A 19,400-nucleotide genomic window follows, 5' to 3' on the forward strand; every position below is an offset into this window, starting at 1 on the left:
AACGGAGTAATTAAACTTAGGAATACTAAAAATGAGTATAGTCCCATTTTAGCTTGCTCTCAATGTGAAATTAAGACAAGCAGTAAATGTAGAATTCAAAAGGAAACTCGACTTCGCTGAGTAAGTTTGACAGGCTAAATATAAAATTTAGCTTCTCACTTAAGAATTCTCAAAGTCTAATTACCATGTCACTTTACCTATTGCATATATCAACACGCATTTAAAACATAGCCTTAAAAATAAATATTTATTATATTTATATGAATGTTAATTGTGATAAAGTTAGTGCTAAATTAAAAAAATAGCACTAACTTAAAAAAACTATTAATTGAAAATAGTTTTAAATATAGGTTTAGATACTTTAAAAATGAGTATCTATTTCTTTTCTTCTAATTTTTTTTAAGTCTTTTAGCCTTAAATTAGTTTTTTCCATGATGGTATCAAAAGAATCCCCTGCAATCATCATTTGTTTAGCTTTTTCACGAGCTGACATTTTATCATTACCCATATTTTAAATTCCCTCCTGTAATACTTTAATCAGTATTTATCTTTTCCTTAGAAAAATAATATATACATTACATTAAATGGAACTTAATATGCGGCATATCTATTTCAACAAAAGTTCTCTTGGTGATTTATTAAATAATTTTTTAAAAGAGCGTAGAAAACTAGAGTAATCATTAAATCCACACTTTGTAGATGCTTTTAAAACAGCTTCACCATTTTCTATAAGGTCTTTTGCTATTAATAATCTTTTTTGCAATATATAATTATGAAGAGTATAACCGGTTTCTTTTTTAAATTTATGCATTAAATAATACTTACTTATAAAAAATTTCTTTGCTAGAAATTCAATAGAAAGATCTTCTGATATATTAGTATTTATATATTTTAATATTTCTTCAATTTGTTTATCATATTTAAGAGATGACTTATCATTAATAAACATATCTTCAAGGTATATCCTATTTAAATAAATTAAGAATTGGATAAATAATGCATTATTTAAAAGTTTACTTCCAAAATCATTTGAATTTAATGGAGACTCTAATGAGCTAATAATGCCTTTTAATGAATTCTGTAATTTGATATCAAGTCTAATAAGATTAAAGCTTTTTTTATTAGCTAATTTAAAACAAGTCATCAAATCACAATTATTATAATTGTGAGATTCTATAAAATTTGAATTAACCCAAATTACTATTCTTTCATAAGCTTCAGACGAATCTATTAATGGTTTGTGCACATCATGATTATTTACAAGAAGTATATCCCAAGGTTTTAGATAATAAGCTTTTCCTTCTATTAGATAAGTTACTTTTCCAGATAAAAATATAATTATCTTATTGAACTCATGGTAGTGGAATTCAAATTCTTGATTTTTCTTATCTTTTATATGAAATAATTTAAAATCACTATGCAAGTAGCCAGCTTTATTTCCATAATCAATTGTATTCATTTAAATGACAACCTTTCAAATAATATATATAAATCATAGAGCACTTTTTACAATATTTCAAGCAATATATGCACTATTTATAGTTAAAATTCTGTATATAATAAAATTAACAAAGATATATTTTATATAAAAAATTAAAGGAATTATATTTTATCAAGAAGAGTAAAAAATAAAAATTCAATTAAGGAGGAATACGCTTTGAAGTTTATAAAAAACTATAAATATTCAATAATTTTATTACTATCAATTTTATTTGGTGGTACTATAGGACTTATAATGGGGGAAGATGCAAAAATATTTGAACCATTAGGAAAATTATTTTTAAATATGATATTTACAGCATTAATACCAATAGTATTTTTTAGTATATCATCATCAATAGCTAATATGGAGAGCTCTAAGAAGTTAGGCAAATTATTGGGGACAACTGTTATAGTATTTGGAGCAACTGCTCTTATTTCAGGAATATTAGGAGTGGCTAGTTTTAAATTATTTGATCCTACAAAAGGATTAAATTTATCTACATTTGAAAACTTAATTAATTCTAATCAAAATGAAACTATGAATTCAGTTGGAATATTAGAAAAGATTGTATCTAGCATCAGTGTTGGTGATTTTTCAGAACTTTTAACAAGAAGTAACTTACTTGCATTAATTTTATTTTCAATAATAGTAGGATTTGCGACAATGCTTTGTAAAGAAGAAGGTAAAATGTTTGCAAAATTTTTAAATAGTGGTGCAGCAGTAACAATGAAAATTATAAGTATAATCATGTATTATGCACCAATAGGCCTTGGAGCTTATTTTGCAAGTATAATAGGAGAATTAGGAGGACAAATATTAACAGGATACTTGAAAGTATTTGTACTATATACTGTTCTGTCAATATTATATTTCGGTATATTCTTTACAATATATGCATATATTGCTGGTGGCAAAAGGGGAATTAAAAGTTTTTGGGAAAATTCTGTTGAACCAGCAGTAACAGCAGTAGCAACATGTTCAAGTGCAGCTTGCATACCTGTAAATATAAAAGCAGCTAAAAAGATGGGGGTACCAGATAGTATAGCTAAAATAATAATGCCAATAGGAGTTAATATTCATAAAGATGGATCAGTTATAGGTGGTGTATACAAAATTATGTTCTTGTTTGGAATATTTGGACGTGACACTGATAGTATTGGCTCATTAATAACTATATTAATTTTAGGATTATTAATAGGAGCTGTTGTAGGAGCTGTTCCAGGAGGTGGAGCAATAGGGGAAATGCTTATATTAAGTATGTTTAACTTTCCACAAGAAGCTCTTGCAATAATGCTTGTAATAGCCACAATAATTGATATACCAGCTACATTATTAAATTCATCTGGTAATACTGTTTGTACAATGATGATTTCAAAATTTATGAGGAATAAAAAAAATCAAATATAGATGAAAAAGCTGATTTCTGTGTAATACATAATTCAGCTTTTTAAATATCTCTATTTATATTATGAGAAAATTAGTGTAGTATTAAATTATAAGAAAATTTTTTGGATAAGGGGAGTGTATTTATGAAAAAGGAATTTAATATAGATGAATTTTTATTAGAGTATCCACAGATTGACAAAACAATAGAGAAATATAATATTAATATGGAAAACATGAAAGCAATATATAATGATTATATTGAGTATAAAGATTCCTATGAAAATCAAGCAGGATTTATAGCTAATATATTACGTTCTCAAGAGGTTATACATTCAGTAAAATCAAGAATTAAAGAACCTATTAGGCTTATAGAAAAAATTATAAGAAAAACTGAAGATAGAAAAGAAAAATATGGCGATGATTTTGAATTTACAGTAGATAATTATAAACAAGAAATAAGTGATTTAATTGGAATAAGGGTTATACATATATTTAAGGAGCAATGGAGAGAAATACATGAGTACATAATAAACACATGGAAAGTAGTAGAAATAACCGCTAATGTTAGAGATGGAGACAATATTGAGGTCTTCGAGGAATTAGATATAAAAGTGAGATCAAGAGCTTCAGGATATCGTTCAGTACATTACTTAGTTGAGTTCTGTCCAACAAACGAAAAAGTAGTTGCAGAAATTCAAGTTAGAACAATATTTGAAGAAGGATATGGAGAAATAGATCATATTTTAAGATATTCACACAATGAAATTCCAGAAATTCTAAAATCAAATTTACTATTATTTAACAGAATAGTTGGTAGTGCAGATGAAATGGCATCATTAGTTAATAATTTAAGTAAAGAATGGTGCGAAAAAGAGAAAAATTATATAAAAATGATAGAAGAACAAGACTCAGAAATAAATAGATTAAAAAATAAAATGACATGGATAGATGTAGAATAAAATTAAAAAAATATAGAGATTCAAAATAAAAGGTTTTAAATAAATGTAAAAAATTATATTTTAAGAATATATTGAGGAAAATACTATGGCTACATAAATGTACCAATAGTATTTTTCTTTTTTTACTCTTTAGTATTTTGTCTGATAATTATTAGTAAAAATTATGTTAAATTTTGCTTTAAAATGATAGAATATTAAAGTAAGAAGAAAAGTAAACTGGTTTAGGAGTGATTTAATTGATATTTGTACCTTATTATGAATTGAAAGCTGGAATGAAATTAGCTAGTAATATACATCTAGATAACAATAAAAAATCAAAAGCTTTTTTATTAAAGAAAGGTATGATATTAACAAATGCAAACATACAGAAACTAATAAATTTCAATGTTTTAGGTGCATACATTGATGATGGCAGAAAAAATCTAATATTAGATGATAACTTAAGAAAAAAATCTGTAACAACAATTAAGAATATTTTTGAAATGTGCAAAAGTAAGCATAAAATTTTGGAAGAGAATGTTATAAAAGAGATAGAATCAATATCTGTAAAGCTTGTCAATAATATGTGTAAAAATAAAAAAACATCTATAGGAATAACAGATTTACAATCATATGATGTTAATACATATCTTCACTCTTTGAGTGTAACAGTAATATCAATTGCAATAGGAAGTGCATTAAATTTAAGTAAGAAAGAGTTATGTGATTTAGGTGTTTGTGGATTATTACATGATATTGGAAAAGTAGCAATACCAATAGAAATAATAGGAAAACCATCAAAGCTTACTGAAGAGGAATTTAATATTGTTAAAACTCATGCAGAGTTAGGTGGAAACTATATTGTAGAAAATAAATATATGGATAATGATATATATTTAGGAGTTATAAGTCATCATGAAAAATTTGATGGGACAGGTTATCCGAATAAACTAAAAAAGGAAGATATCCCTTTGTTTGGGAGGATAATAACTGTAGCAGATGTATATGATGCTTTGACAGGAAATAGACCATATAGAAATCCAATAAAGCCTTTAGAAGCCATAGAATATATTATGGCAGGGGTTGGTAGCAGCTTTGATTATAATGTTGTAAAGGCATTTTTGAAAAAAATAGAACCATATCCTATTGGATCATGTGTAAAATTAAGTGATAAAAGGCGTGCTACAGTTATTGGAGATAATATTAATAATCCATTAAGACCAATTATTAAAATACTACAAAAAAATGGGGATGAAGCAGAAATAATAGATCTTCAAAATGACTTAAATGCAAGAAATATTATAATTTTAGATATAGAGTATAAATATCTTATTAAGAAATAGGCATGATTTAGGAGATCTAGGTACTCAAGCTCTTATTAAATATTATGAAAATTAGGGATAGCAGATAATTATAAATAGATAGTAATTCATAGATGTTCATACATTGTATATTTTAATAATAATTTCAATATTATGCTATGTTTTAAATGTATGTTGATGCAATAGGTAAAGTTCAGTTACGTAGTTTGCTTTGTTTATGCATATTTAGACATTCTGATAAAACATAGCATAATGTTATAATCTTTTTAAACCTATTAATTCAATGTGTGATGAAATAAAGTTATCTTTAATTGGTTCACATTTCATTAAATCGGTACTTAAATATTTTTTATTATCATCAGCAAATATTGTAACTATATTTCCTTCATAATTATTTAGTTCAAGTGTTTTTATAGCACCTAAAAAATTAGCACCGGATGATATTCCAACTCCTAAACCTAAAATTCTAGATAGCTTTTGTGCCATTATAATAGCATCACCATCATTAATACTTATTACTTCATTTAATGATTTTAAATCAAGTATAGGTGGAATAAATTCATCAACAATTCCTTGAATTCGGTGTTCACTTACTTGAAAGCCAGTAGAAAGTGTAGGGGAATTTGATGGTTCCAATGGATATATTTTTATATTAGAATTTTTATCTTTTAGATATTTACCTATACCCATAATTGTTCCACCAGTTCCAACTCCAGCAACAAAAGCAGTAGGAATAATACCTAGATTACTTAAAGTATTCCATATTTCAGGTCCTGTAGATAGATAGTGAGCTTCTGCATTATCCTTATTAGAAAATTGACATGGAAGAAATACAGTATCAGAATTTAATCTTCTTTTTTCAGTAAGTTCTAAACATTTTAAAAAACCACCTTCTTTTTTAGAAACTAATATTAAATTAGCATTAAAGCTTGATAAAAGTTTTTTTCTTTCATCACTCATCCAATCAGGCATATAAATATCAATAGAATTTCCGAGATAAGTGCCTATAGCTGAGAATGATATACCAGTGTTTCCGCTAGTGGTTTCAACTATAGTGTAGTTTTGTTTTATAGAATTATTTAAATAAGCTTTTTTCAAAATATATAAAGCCATTCTATCTTTTATACTTCCAGTGTAATTATAATATTCAAGTTTTGAATATACTTTCAGTTCTTTCCCTTTATATTTAAATAATATTTCTACTAGGGGAGTATTACCAATAAGTTTTTCTAAATTATTTATTTTATTAAGTATATTATTCATAAGAAAACTCCTATTCTCAAATTTAATATTATAGTATAGACTATGTAATTTAAAAATATTGTTCTTAATATTAATAATATTTAAATGGATTAATAATTATTAGTGATTATTATAAAAAATAAATTTAATATATGATAAAACTTAAATTTAGTAAATAATATAGCAAAGTATATTGTAATAACAATAATTACTTTAAATAGAGGCTGATTTTACTAGTATATAGAGTTATTATAATAAGAATATTTGTGATATAATCATTAGGATAATGTATATATTAAAAGTGTATATATACATTATATACATAATATATAATTTTTAATTTTTCTTAATATAAAGAGGGGACAAAAAAGATGAGAAAACGAAGGCACAAACCTACCAAAAATATTACAAATGTTAAAGCTATTATAGTATGTGTTGCTATTTTACTTGCTATTTATTTGGGGGGATCAGCATATTTTGCAAAACATTTTTATTTTGGATCACAAATTAATGGTATAAATGTTGGAGGTGTAACTGTTGAAGAAGCAGAGAAATTATTAGCTTCTAAAATTCCACAGTATAAACTTGAACTTGAATTAAGGGATGATAAAAAGGAAGAAATTAAAGGTGATAGCATAGAATTAACTTATGATCCTAAAGATAAAATAGAAAATTTAAAGAGTGGTCAAAAAGCATTTTCTTGGCCAAAATCTATATTTAGTAAAAGTCATTCTACATTAAATGATATAGTAACTTTTAATGAAGATTTATTAGATAAACAATTAGATAATCTTTCTTGTATTAATGAAAATGTAACAGACCCTAAAAATCCTGATTTTGAATATACAAGTAATGGTTACAAAATATTGCCTGAAGTAAAAGGTAATAAAATAAAAAAAGAAGTATTTTCTGATGTAGTAAAAAACGCTGTTATTAATGGAGAAACAAAAATAAATTTAGAAGAAATAGACTGTTATGAAAATCCAAAATTTAATTTAGAGTCAAAAGAAGTTAATGAAGCAAAAGATCTACTTGATAAATATTCGAATTTAAAAATAACATATGATTTTGAAGATAGTAAAGAGGTATTAGATGGTTCTACAATACATAATTGGCTTTATGTTAATAATGATATGGAAGTAATGATTAGTGAAAAAAATGTTAGTCAATATATTTATTCTTTAGCAAGTAAATATAATACTTTTTCTAAAACAAGAGAATTTAAAACATCATTAGGAGAAACAGTAAATGTTGATGGTGGAAATTATGGATGGATTATAGACAAGCAGGCTGAAGTAAATGGACTAATTGAAACAATAAAAAAAGGTGAAGATACTACTAGACAACCTATTTATTCTCAAACAGCTATATCACGAAATAAGAATGATATTGGTAATACATATTTAGAAATTAATTTTTCTAAGCAACATATATGGTATTATAAAGAGGGTCAGTTAATTGCAGATGGTGATGTTGTTACTGGTAATGTAAGTAATAATTGGGGAACTCCTGTAGGAACATATAGATTAAACTATATAGAAAAAAATGCTACATTAAAGGGAGAAAACTATAGTTCACCAGTTAATTATTGGATGCCATTTAATGGAAATATAGGACTTCATGATGCAACTTGGAGAACAGAATTTGGTGGACAGATTTATTTGGCCAGTGGTTCACATGGATGTATTAATGCTCCGTATGAATTGGCTCAAAAAATATTTGAAAATATAAAGGCTGGAACTCCTGTAGTTTGTTATTAAAGAGTTTTAAATAATATATAAAATTTGTAGAAATATAATGGTGAATGTTTAAACGCTAAACGTAATAATGCCCCACAGGAAAAATCCTGTGGGGCATTTAAGTTTAAAAATAATATTAATTAAAGATAATTTTTAACATTAAATATTTCACCATTTTTCATATAAACTCTAGGTATTCTATATTTAAGCATACAAAGAATTTCATAATTTATTGTTCCCATAGATTTGGCAAGATCGTCAGCATTTAATTTTAAATCACTATCTTCACCAAGAATTATTACTTCATCTCCAACATTAACATCACTTATATCGGTAACATCAATCATACATTGGTCCATACATATTCGACCAACAACGGGAGCAAACTGCCCATTTAGTATAACTTTAGCACCAGGAGCAAGCAATCTAGAATATCCATCAGCATACCCTATAGGTAAAGTTGCTATAATACTTTTTCTTTTAGTTTTAAATGTTCTACCATAGCTTATATAGCTATTTTCATCTAATTCTTGTATACGTGTTAAACTGGCTTTTAAAGTTAGAGCAGGTTTTAAATTAATATTTTCTTTATTTATTTCATCAGATGGATAATATCCATAAAGTATTATACCAGCTCTTATGCTATCTAAATAAGTTTTTGGCATATCTATAATAGCACCGCTATTAGATACATGTTTTATTGGGATTTCAACGCCAACCATTGAAAGCTTATCTACAAAAGATGTGAATTTATTAAATTGTTCATTAGTATATTCTTTATCAGTTTCATCAGAAGTTGAGAAATGAGTAAATATACCAATTACATCTAGACCTTTTAAATTATATATTTCTTTAACATCCTCAATTGCTTTTTTATTTGGAATAAATCCAATTCTCCCCATACCTGTATCAATAGCAATATGCACTTTAGCTTTTTTATTAAATTTTATAGCTACATGTGATAGTTTTTTTGCATATTCTAAATCATAAACTGTTTGTTCTATATCATAATTAACTACTTCCTCAAATAAATATTCAGGAGTGTATCCTAAAATCATAATTGGCGCAATTACATTGTTATTTCTAAGCTCAATCGCTTCAGTTAAAACAGCAACAGCAAGCCTAGAAGCACCATTTTCAAGGAGAATGGGAACTACATCTAGAGCTCCATGCCCATAACAATCAGCTTTTACAACTGCTATCACATTTTTATCTTGTGCTAAGCTTTTTATATTTTTCATATTATAAGCTATTGCATCTAAATCTATTTCTGCCCATACAGGTCGCATTATTTTTTCCATTACTATCGTCCTCACTAGTATTATTTAATATTAATAATGGAACTATAATAATTATAGTTCACTTATTCTAATATTATTTTATTAAAGTAACCATAATAAAGAAAGAACCACTAAGTTTTTAATTTGTATAAATAGTGGTTTATCTTATAAGTTAGATTTACTTGATAATAGTTTTATATTATCTCCTATAATTTTAATACCTTTTTTAATATCTTTGTCACTCACTCTACCAAAGCCAATTCTAAAAGTATTTTTATCACCATTGCCTTCATAAAAAATATCTCCAGGCATAAACATAACACCCTCTTTATAACACAAATCTAATAGCTCTCTAGAATTTATATTATCTTTTAATTTAATAAAAACATGAAGACCACCTTCACCCGTTATATATTCATAAGGAATATACTTATTTATCATTTCAATAATAAGGTTATATTTATCTTTATAATATTTTCTAACATTCTTCAAGTATTTATTAAAAGAACCACTTTTTAAATAATAATAAAAAGTACTTTGATCTAAAAAAGAAGAGTGAATGTTTTTACCACGCTTTACACTTTCTAAAATATCAATAAGCTTTTGATCAGCAAATATCCAACCTATCCTAAGACCAGGAAATAAAATTTTTGAAAGGCTACCTATATATATAATACCATTACCTTCTCCAGCTAATGATGCTATAGGTTCAATTGGGGAACTAGAGTAGAGAAGCTCTTCATTAAATCCATCTTCTATTATTGGAACAGAATATTTTCTAAAAAGATTATATATTTCTTTTCTTCTTTCACTCTTAGTTACAATACCAGTTGGATTATTATAAGAAGGTATTATGTATCCAAACTTAGGATTGCATTTACTTAAACTTTTTTCTAGTTCAAGTAAATTTAAACCATCCTTATCCATTTCAATTTGTACAACCTTTAAACCGTAGGATTTCATTATTTTTATTGCAGTATTATGGGTTGGTTTTTCACAAATAATGGTATCACCCTTGGTAGTTAAAGAAGATATTATTATATCGAAAGCTTCTGTGAAACCATTTGTTATTAAAATATCTTTATTATTTGTATTAACTCTTTTTTTTATCATATAATCAAAAAAATAATCTATTAGAGGCTTGTATCCTTTAGCATATCCATAATTTAAAAGATTAGTATTTTCGTATGACCATGCATCTAATAAAGCTCTTTTAAAATCATCAAGATTGAAAAGAGTACTTTCAGGTGCTATGGATTTAAAAGATATTAATCCTTTTTTATAAGGCAATTCATTTTTTACAATATCCAAATTTCTAAGATTATTAGAATAATCATTTGTCATAGAATCGTAATTTATATTATATGGATAGCATTCGGTCTCACTTTCTATTGCAATAAAAGTACCAATACCTCTCTTAGTAATTATTATTCCAATGCTTTCTAATTCTTCATAAGCAGAAATAACAGAATTTCTACTTATATTTAAAAATTTACTTACTTCTCTTGTGGAGGGAAGTTTACTATCTTTTTTTAACTCGCCTTTTTTAATTCCATTAATAATATGTTGTTTTATTTGTAAATAAATAGGTTTATCTTTATCAATATTAAGAGTAGAAAATATCAAATTTAATCACCTCATGTTTAAAGACATTTTTATTTTCTATATATTTTAAGTTATTTATTGTTAATTAGTATTATATCAATTTATTTAAACTCAGTACAATTAAAGTCATTTATAAATATAAAAATACTTTAAAAATAGAATAAATAATTTATCAATTTAATATAATGAAAAGAATTCAATTTAGAATAAGTACTATTACATTATACTATTTTAAGAAAGGAAAGGAAGTAATTATTGTGGATAAGCAATATAAAGAAAAGTACTTAAAGAATACAGGTATTATTCTTTTTATTTTTATTACTATATATCTTAGTTTATCTTTTTATTTTTTAAGTCATTTTTATTTTGGAACTATAGTAAATGGAGTTAATATTTCATGCAAAAATTTAGAGGATGCTAACAAAAAACTTTCAAATGAGCTAGAATCATATAAATTAGAATTAAAAGAACGTGATGGAACTAATGAAGAAATTTTAAATGATAGTATTAAATTGAAATATGATCCACAAGATAAGCTAAAAGATTTAAAAAATACTCAGAAACCATTTCAGTGGATTTTTAGATTTTTTAAAACAAGTAACTATAACAGTGTGAATTTAGTTTCATATGATGAAGATTTATTAAATGAATGTTTAAATAAGTTATCATGCTTTGATGAAAATAAAGTAGTAGAACCTCAAAATCCTACTTTTAAATATGTAGATCATGGATATGCTATTGTAGATGAAGTCTATGGAAATAAAATAAAACGAGATATTTTATATGAAAATGTAGTTAAATCAATAATTAATGGGGTAAATATTTTAAATTTAGATGAGATTGATTGCTACGAAAATCCTAAATATACATCTGATTCTCCAAAAGTTATAGCTATTAATAATAAACTTAACAAATATATATTAACAAAAATAACTTATGATTTTAGTGATAGAAAAGAAGTGGCAGATGATTCGATAATAAATGAATGGATTAAAGTAGATGATGATTTAAATATTGTATTTGATGAGAAAAAAATAAGACACTATGTTAATGAAATAGCAAATTCTTATAATACTGTGGCAAGAACTAGGGAGTTTTTAACCTCTATGGGAACGAAAGCTAAAGTTACAGGAGGAAATTATGGATGGATTATCAATACAGAAGAGGAAGTTAAGGCTTTAATAAATCTAGTTGAAAATGGACAAACTATTACAAGAGAGCCAATATATCGCCAAAAGGCAGTGAGTCGTGATGTTAATGATATTGGAAGAACTTATGTGGAAATTAATTTTACAAAACAATATTTATGGTTTTATAAAGATGGAACAATGGTTACACAAGGTGATGTAGTAACTGGAAATGTAAGCTTAGGACATGCAACTCCTGTAGGAGTATATATGTTAAATTATAAGCAAAAAAATGCAACTTTAAAAGGAGAAAACTACGCTACTGATGTTAATTATTGGATGCCATTTAATGGTGGAATTGGTATACATGATGCAATATGGAGGAGTCAATTTGGTGGAAATATATACAAAACAAATGGATCACATGGATGTGTCAATGCACCATCTTATTTAGCTCAAAAGATATTTGAAAATATTGAACCAGGAATTCCAATAGTATGTTATTATGAATAAAAAGTGAAAGATAATTATGAAAAAATATTAAGTAAAAGCGGATGATAATTTAGATCATTCGCTTTTTCATTTATATTGTAGTATAAAGATTTTAAACATAATATAAAAGGATCTTTCTAAGTGAATATTGTTATAATAAATATAAATGTTGACTTAAAATAGACTTTAAAATATATTTAATAAGTAATACTGTGAAATCTATTAAGAAAGGTTTTGAGCTAAAATTATGAAAATTTTAATACTAAAAATTACGTTAAGAGCTTCGTGGGTATTATCATTAAAAGAAAAGAGAATGATTGTAAAAAGTTTAATACAAAGGTTAAAAAATAAATTTAATGTATCAGTATCTGAAATAGATAAGCAAGATATTCATAAAACTATAGTTATTGGTATGGTTGGAATATGTGCAAATTCAGCACAAGCAGATTCAACATCAGAAAATATAATAGAATTTATAGATAGTAATACAGATGCAGAAATCATTCATATAGAAAAAGATGAAGACATATTATAGGATAATAGGAAAGGAAACAAATGAAAAAGTATTTTCAGTCAAAAACAGTTAAGGCAGCATTATCAGCAACAATAGCAATTTTTATATCTAATTATATGGGCTTAGAATTTTCAGTAACATCAGGAATAATAGCAATTTTGAGTATTCAAGATACTAAAAAAGAAGCTTTACTTATTTCAATTAGAAGAATCTTGGCATCAATGATAGCAATATCATTATCGTTTATATTGTATTTAGTATTGGGAAATAATCCTATGATATTTGGACTTTTTTTGCTTATTTTTATACCAATAACTAAATATTCGAAAATAACGGAAGGAATGATAGTTGGGGCTGTATTGTCAACACATCTTCTAAGCAGTGATAATATAAATTTTTATTGGATTTTTAACGAAGTAACTTTAACTATAGTTGGTATTGGAGTTGCAATGATATTTAACTTGTACACAATGTCATTAGAGGAAGAATTTGATAAGAATAAGGATAAAATAGAAGAATATTATAGAATAATATTATCTGATATGGCATTAAGTTTAATTACTCAATCAGTACCAATATACGAACAAAGGATCTTAAGAGATGCGGAGGAGTTAATAAAGAAAACCAAGGTAATAGCTCATAAAATAGATAATAACTATATTTTTAAAAGTGATGATTATTATATAAGATATGTAGATATGAGGATAGCACAATTAAAAACTATAAAAAGGATGAAGAATCATTTTTCAAAATTTTATATGACATACGAGCAAACAAAACTATTATCAGATTTTACGAAGGATGTTTCAATAAATATTTATGAATACAATGATTGTATTAAGTTAATAGATAAGTTAAATTTGTTAAGAGATGAATATAAATTAATGGAATTACCTATAAATAGAGATGAATTTGAAAATAGAGCATTGTTATTTCAATTTTTAAATGATTTAGAGGAGTTCTTAATTATAAAGAAAGAATTTAAATCAAATTTTTAAAAGAATAATTTAATCACAATACTCCTATTTATGGAGATTAATATCTAGTAGGTGATTTTGTTATTAGGAACATGAAAATAAATAACAAGTCCAAAATTGCAATTGATATTTTTCATTAGGCAAGGAGACGAATTGCCCTCATAGCGAGTCTATTAGGTCAATTTGCCGACGTAGCATGATGGAAAATAAGCTAGCAAATGGACTTGTTATTTTTTCATTGTGCCTTATTAAATTATCTTTTTATTTTGTAGGATGTAGCTTTATAGATGTTGACTTTATAGGAAGATAATGTTTGTTTGATACAATTGGAAATTCATTATCTTTATATATAGTTTCTTGAATTAAGTAAAACTTATCCTCAGATGCAATTGGATGTTGTTTTGCTGCAAAATTTCCAGAAGTTGAATATTTTAATTCAATTAATATATCATTAGCTATTTCATAAAGTTCTTTTTCTAAAAACTCCATAACTTGTTTTTTATTGTTTAAGTCTATATTAAGTGATGATATAGTTTCAATTGGTATTAAAGTAAATGTATAAGCAATAGCTTTTCCTTGATACTTATACCATCTATCAACAAGAACAACAGCAGCTGTACTTTTAATTAAAACTTTATTAAAATAATCTGTAGAGGGTTCTATACGCAAAATGATTTCAACATCATCAATTGGTTCATCTAAAGATTTATAAACGGGATGTCCTATCTTTTCAAGACCAACGTCTTTGTTTGTCTCAGATTTTATTATAAAATTACCTTTACCTCTAATGTTTTTTATTAAACCATCATCTTGAAGTAAAGCTAAAGCCTGCCTTAATGTTGTTCTACTTACACCAATAAATTTTGCTAATTCAGGTTCTGAAGGAAGTCTACTACCTTCTTTAAATATACCTTCATTTATCATTTTAAAAAGTTGATTATATACAGTAACATATCTTAATTCTTTAGGTTTTACACTTAAGTTAATATCATTCATAAAATTCACCTTTCATTAATAACTAGCATAGGCTATGTATTACGCCAATTAAATTGTAATATTTTTCTATAAACTAAATAATAATGTATTGCTACAATTTTTTAACGCATAAACATAATATAAATTGTATAGAGTGTTTCTGATTTGAGATAACGATTTCTATTTTGTCAATAATATATAATGAGTGAATTAACTAGAGAATGTTATCTTAGAAAAACTCTATTTAGATTTTTAAATTTAACTGTGTTTAAATAATTCCATAATAAATAATTAAAAAAATAAATTAGACAAGTTTAATACAAGTAGATAAATAAAAGTCTAAATAAAAACATATTATAATAATCTATACTTTATTATAACATTAAAACATTAAATTTGAACATAAGTTAATCGTTGAGATTTAGTTGGGATTTACATGTATAAAACTAATTATTATTAACAATATAACCAATATATCAATATTTTAACATAATTACTATACCTTTATAAAAAACTTGACATGTAAATAATATACATGATATTATTTAAGAACAGACAACAATACAACAAAGTAGACAAGTAGAATGTGTGTCTAAAGTAATGTTTTGTGGCAAACATGTAATCGTCTTCCGGGTATATTACAAAATAAATCGGGAATACTAATAAAAACTAAAAAATACATAATAAAAAAATGGAGGGATTAAAGTGAAATATTCACAAGGATCAGGTAAACAATATCATATAGACGTTGCAAAGGGAGAAGTGGGAAAATATGTAATTCTTCCAGGAGACCCTAAGAGATGTGCAAAGATTGCTGCATATTTTGATAATGCAGAGTTAGTTGCAGATAAGAGAGAATATGTTACTTATACAGGATACTTAGATGGTGTTAAAGTAAGCGTTACCTCAACAGGAATTGGTGGTCCATCAGCTGCTATAGCTTTAGAAGAATTAGTAAAGTGTGGAGCAGATACTTTCATTAGAGTGGGTACATGTGGCGGAATGGATATTGATGTTAAAGGTGGAGATATGGTTATTGCCACTGGAGCAATCAGAATGGAAGGAACTAGTAAGGAATATGCACCAATAGAATTCCCAGCAGTTGCTAATATTAATGTAGTAAACTCATTAGTACAAGCATCTAAGACTTTAAATCAAGAATATCATGTTGGAGTTGTACAATGTAAAGATTCATTCTACGGTCAACATTCACCAGAAACTAAGCCAGTAAGTTATGAATTAATGGATAAATGGAATGCATGGTTAAGATGTGGATGTCTTGCATCTGAAATGGAATCAGCTGCTTTATTCATAGCATCAAGCTACTTAAGAGTACGTGTGGGTTCGGTATTCTTAGCTATTGCTAACCAAGAACGTGCTAAAGCTGGATTAGAAGATCCTCAAGTTCATGATACAGATGCAGCAATTAAAGTTGCAATAGAAGGGATTAGAAATTTAATAAAAGCAGATAAAGAAAATAATAAATAGTTATTAATAGAGAAAATTTCATGGTTTACAAATTATTCAAGAAAACTTGTTGATATTAATAGCAAAAGTATTAAAAGTTTACTAATGAAATTTTCTCATACTTAACGTTATTAAATGATGTCCAAAAGGTATGAGGTTTTATGGGAATAAAGTTAATACTATAACAAAAGACAGGAGAAAGATTATGAACATAGTTATAAATTTAATAGGTATAATTTTATTATTAGGAATAATGTACATTTTATCTGCAGATAAGAGAAGCATTCCCAAAAAAACTATATTAAAAGCACTTGGTATACAGTTTGTAATTGCATTTTTATTAGTAAAATTTCCATTAGGAAGAATAATGATATTAAAAGTATCAGATGTAGTTACTCAAGTACTTGATTATGGTAAAGAGGGAATCGGTTTCTTATTTGGAACAATAGGTAATGCTGGTGCACCTACAGGAATGATATTTGCCATTCAAGTATTAGGAAATATTGTTTTTATTTCAGCATTAGTTGCAGCTTTATATTATTTAGGAATATTAGGATTTATAGTAAAAATAATAGGTAAAGCTATAGGTAAAATATTGGGAACAACACAAGTTGAAAGTTTTGTTGCAGTTGCTAATATGTTTTTAGGCCAAACAGAAAGTCCAATATTAGTTAGTAAATACTTAAATAGAATGACTGATAGTGAAATCATAGTTGTATTAGTTTCAGGAATGGGAAGTATGTCAGCAACTATAATAGGGGGATATACTGCACTTGGAATTCCTATGGAATATTTATTAATAGCTAGTGCTTTGGTACCTATGGGAAGTATAGCAATATCAAAGTTATTATTACCTGAAAAAGAGGAAACTCAATTAATTGAAAATGTTAGCATGGACAATAAGGGTGATAATGAAAATCTTATTTCTGCAATTTCAGAAGGTGCTATGAGTGGATTCCAAACAGCTGTAGCAATAGGTACTTCATTACTTGCAATTATTTCGCTAGTAGCATTAGTTAATGGTATACTTGGAATTTTTGGAGTAAGTTTACAACAAATATTCTCTTATATATTTGCACCTATTGGATTCTTTATGGGATTAAATGGATCAGATATACTTACAGCAGGTCAATTATTAGGAAGTAAGTTAGTATTAAATGAATTTGTTGCATTCCAAGACTTAGGTAACATATTTGGTTCATTAAGTTATAGAACAGGTTTAGTACTTACTATATCACTTTGTGGATTTGCTAATATTTCTAGTATGGGAGTTTGTATTTCAGGTATAGCTGCATTGTGTCCAGAAAAAAGAAATACCCTTGCTAGATTAGCCTTTAAAGCAATGATTGGTGGATTTGCAGTTAGTGTTTTAAGTGCAATGATAGTTGGTCTTCTTACATTAATATAATAGTACATATTAAAATTATAATTAATAAGATATTACATTCTCTTAAAGTTATAAAAAAATTTTATAACTTTAAGAAATTTGTATAATAAATAACTATTTTAAATAGTATTGCCCATAATAAGTAAAAATATAGTAAAATTAGTGTTAAAACATAGTCTAATTTGGAAAGGAATTAAAGGTATGAAAAAGTATAATAGAATTTTTACAATTGTAATAGACTCACTTGGAATAGGCGCTATGCCAGATTCAATAGAATATGGAGATAAAGGAGTAGATACTCTTGGGCATATTGCTGAATCAGTAGAAAAATTTAATATACCTAATTTAGAAAAACTAGGTATATCAAATCTACATCCTATAAAACATGTAAAAGCAGCAGAAAAACCTTTAGCTCATTATATGAAAATGAAAGAAGCAAGTGTTGGTAAAGATACTATGACTGGTCATTGGGAAATGATGGGTTTACACATCACAAAACCATTCCAAACATTTACAGATACAGGTTTTCCAGAAGAATTGTTAGATGAACTAACAAAAAGAACAGGACACAATATAGTAGGAAATAAGAGTGCAAGTGGTACTGAAATATTAGACGAACTTGGAGAACATCAAATGAAGACAGGAGATATGATAGTATATACTTCTGCTGACTCTGTTTTACAAATTTGTGGTCATGAAGAAACTTTTGGTTTAGATGAACTTTATCGTTGTTGTGAAATAGCAAGGGAGCTTACTCTTAAAGATGAATGGAAAGTTGGAAGAGTAATAGCTAGACCATACTTAGGAGCTAAAAAAGGCGAATTTAAACGTACAAGCAACAGACATGATTATGCATTAAAACCATATGGAGCAACAGCACTTAATGCATTAAAAGATAATGGATTTGATGTAATATCTGTTGGAAAAATAAGTGATATATTTGATGGAGAAGGAATTACTGAATCAAATAAATCAAAGAGTTCTGTTCATGGAATGGAACAAACATTAGAAATAATGGATAAAGACTTTAAAGGATTATGCTTTGTTAACTTAGTTGATTTCGATGCTTTATGGGGACATAGAAGAAACCCAGTAGGTTATGCAGAAGAAATAGAAAAATTTGATGTTAACTTAGGAAAAGTATTAGAAAAATTAAAAGAAGATGATTTATTAATAATAACAGCTGATCATGGAAACGATCCAACCTATACTGGTACTGATCATACACGTGAATTTGTTCCATTTATAGCTTATTCACCATCTATGAAAGAAAATGGATTAATGGATACAGTAGATAGTTTTGCTACAATTGGTGCAACTATAGCTGATAACTTTGAATTAAAGATGCCTGAAAATACAATTGGTAAATCAGTACTAGGAAAGCTAGTTTAATAATATTTTAAATTACGAATATAATATCTTAAAATTGCATTGATTTTTAGAATAATAAGATTCTTAGTTCCAGG

16 protein-coding genes are annotated in these 19,400 nt (G+C 26.3%); 10 read left to right on the plus strand and 6 right to left on the minus strand.

Annotated elements, in window-relative coordinates; genetic code table 11:
* Positions 1-361: 361 nt before the first annotated feature.
* Entirely contained in the window at positions 362-508 is a 147-nt protein-coding gene (locus NG904_RS07395; RefSeq protein WP_252214122.1) for a hypothetical protein, read from the minus strand.
* A 99-nt stretch (positions 509-607) separates the two neighbouring features.
* A complete protein-coding gene (locus tag NG904_RS07400; RefSeq protein ID WP_252230807.1) occupies positions 608-1,459 on the minus strand; it encodes an AraC family transcriptional regulator in 852 nt (283 codons plus the stop codon).
* Between the two features lie 198 nt (positions 1,460-1,657).
* Between NG904_RS07400 and NG904_RS07405 the strand changes: the two genes are divergently transcribed.
* The 3 genes from NG904_RS07405 to NG904_RS07415 all read left to right on the plus strand — a co-directional run bounded on the left by NG904_RS07405 (position 1,658) and on the right by NG904_RS07415 (position 5,150).
* Positions 1,658-2,890, plus strand: a complete 1,233-nt coding sequence (locus NG904_RS07405) for a dicarboxylate/amino acid:cation symporter (protein WP_252230809.1) — start codon at positions 1,658-1,660, stop codon at positions 2,888-2,890.
* A gap of 122 nt (positions 2,891-3,012) precedes the next feature.
* Positions 3,013-3,828 carry a RelA/SpoT domain-containing protein gene (locus tag NG904_RS07410; RefSeq protein WP_252230811.1) on the plus strand — a complete coding sequence of 272 codons (816 nt, stop codon included), beginning with the start codon at positions 3,013-3,015 and terminating at the stop codon, positions 3,826-3,828.
* 236 nt (positions 3,829-4,064) lie between these two features.
* The gene (locus NG904_RS07415) at positions 4,065-5,150 is read left to right on the plus strand and encodes an HD-GYP domain-containing protein (protein ID WP_252230813.1); all 1,086 of its coding nucleotides are present in this window, start codon (positions 4,065-4,067) and stop codon (positions 5,148-5,150) included.
* 234 nt (positions 5,151-5,384) lie between these two features.
* Here NG904_RS07415 and NG904_RS07420 read toward each other — a convergent pair whose 3' ends face one another.
* Entirely contained in the window at positions 5,385-6,392 is a 1,008-nt protein-coding gene (locus NG904_RS07420; RefSeq protein ID WP_252214112.1) for a PLP-dependent cysteine synthase family protein, read from the minus strand.
* 350 nt (positions 6,393-6,742) lie between these two features.
* Here NG904_RS07420 and NG904_RS07425 point away from each other — a divergent pair, with 350 nt between their 5' ends.
* Positions 6,743-8,131 (plus strand): L,D-transpeptidase family protein, encoded by a 1,389-nt coding sequence (locus NG904_RS07425; RefSeq protein ID WP_252214110.1) that lies wholly within the window; start codon positions 6,743-6,745, stop codon positions 8,129-8,131.
* A gap of 119 nt (positions 8,132-8,250) precedes the next feature.
* Here the strand turns inward: NG904_RS07425 and alr are convergent, their stop codons facing one another.
* Both alr and pdxR read right to left on the minus strand, forming a co-directional pair.
* Positions 8,251-9,411 (minus strand): alanine racemase, encoded by a 1,161-nt coding sequence (gene alr / locus NG904_RS07430; protein WP_252214108.1) that lies wholly within the window; start codon positions 9,409-9,411, stop codon positions 8,251-8,253.
* Positions 9,412-9,555: 144 nt separating this feature from the next.
* Complete coding sequence (gene pdxR, locus NG904_RS07435) at positions 9,556-11,016, minus strand: MocR-like pyridoxine biosynthesis transcription factor PdxR (RefSeq protein WP_252230815.1); 1,461 nt, start codon at positions 11,014-11,016, stop codon at positions 9,556-9,558.
* A 236-nt stretch (positions 11,017-11,252) separates the two neighbouring features.
* Between pdxR and NG904_RS07440 the strand changes: the two genes are divergently transcribed.
* The 3 genes from NG904_RS07440 to NG904_RS07450 all read left to right on the plus strand — a co-directional run bounded on the left by NG904_RS07440 (position 11,253) and on the right by NG904_RS07450 (position 14,126).
* Positions 11,253-12,635 (plus strand): L,D-transpeptidase family protein, encoded by a 1,383-nt coding sequence (locus NG904_RS07440; protein ID WP_252214105.1) that lies wholly within the window; start codon positions 11,253-11,255, stop codon positions 12,633-12,635.
* 226 nt (positions 12,636-12,861) lie between these two features.
* The gene (locus tag NG904_RS07445) at positions 12,862-13,149 is read left to right on the plus strand and encodes a DUF503 domain-containing protein (RefSeq protein WP_252214103.1); all 288 of its coding nucleotides are present in this window, start codon (positions 12,862-12,864) and stop codon (positions 13,147-13,149) included.
* Positions 13,150-13,169: 20 nt separating this feature from the next.
* Complete coding sequence (locus NG904_RS07450; RefSeq protein ID WP_252214101.1) at positions 13,170-14,126, plus strand: aromatic acid exporter family protein; 957 nt, start codon at positions 13,170-13,172, stop codon at positions 14,124-14,126.
* Between the two features lie 240 nt (positions 14,127-14,366).
* Here NG904_RS07450 and NG904_RS07455 read toward each other — a convergent pair whose 3' ends face one another.
* Entirely contained in the window at positions 14,367-15,101 is a 735-nt protein-coding gene (locus NG904_RS07455; protein WP_252214099.1) for a GntR family transcriptional regulator, read from the minus strand.
* 684 nt (positions 15,102-15,785) lie between these two features.
* On the opposite strand from NG904_RS07455, the gene udp reads away from it, so the two are divergent.
* From udp to NG904_RS07470, 3 genes are all read left to right on the plus strand, one after another.
* Positions 15,786-16,568 carry a uridine phosphorylase gene (gene udp, locus NG904_RS07460; RefSeq protein ID WP_252214097.1) on the plus strand — a complete coding sequence of 261 codons (783 nt, stop codon included), beginning with the start codon at positions 15,786-15,788 and terminating at the stop codon, positions 16,566-16,568.
* A 184-nt stretch (positions 16,569-16,752) separates the two neighbouring features.
* Entirely contained in the window at positions 16,753-17,955 is a 1,203-nt protein-coding gene (locus tag NG904_RS07465; protein WP_252214095.1) for a NupC/NupG family nucleoside CNT transporter, read from the plus strand.
* 180 nt (positions 17,956-18,135) lie between these two features.
* A complete protein-coding gene (locus tag NG904_RS07470) occupies positions 18,136-19,326 on the plus strand; it encodes a phosphopentomutase (RefSeq protein WP_252225174.1) in 1,191 nt (396 codons plus the stop codon).
* The last annotated feature ends 74 nt before the right edge of the window (positions 19,327-19,400 follow it).

Origin of the sequence: Clostridium sp. ZBS15, from assembly GCF_023845705.1 — a bacterium.
GTDB lineage: Bacteria > Bacillota > Clostridia > Clostridiales > Clostridiaceae > Clostridium > Clostridium aquiflavi.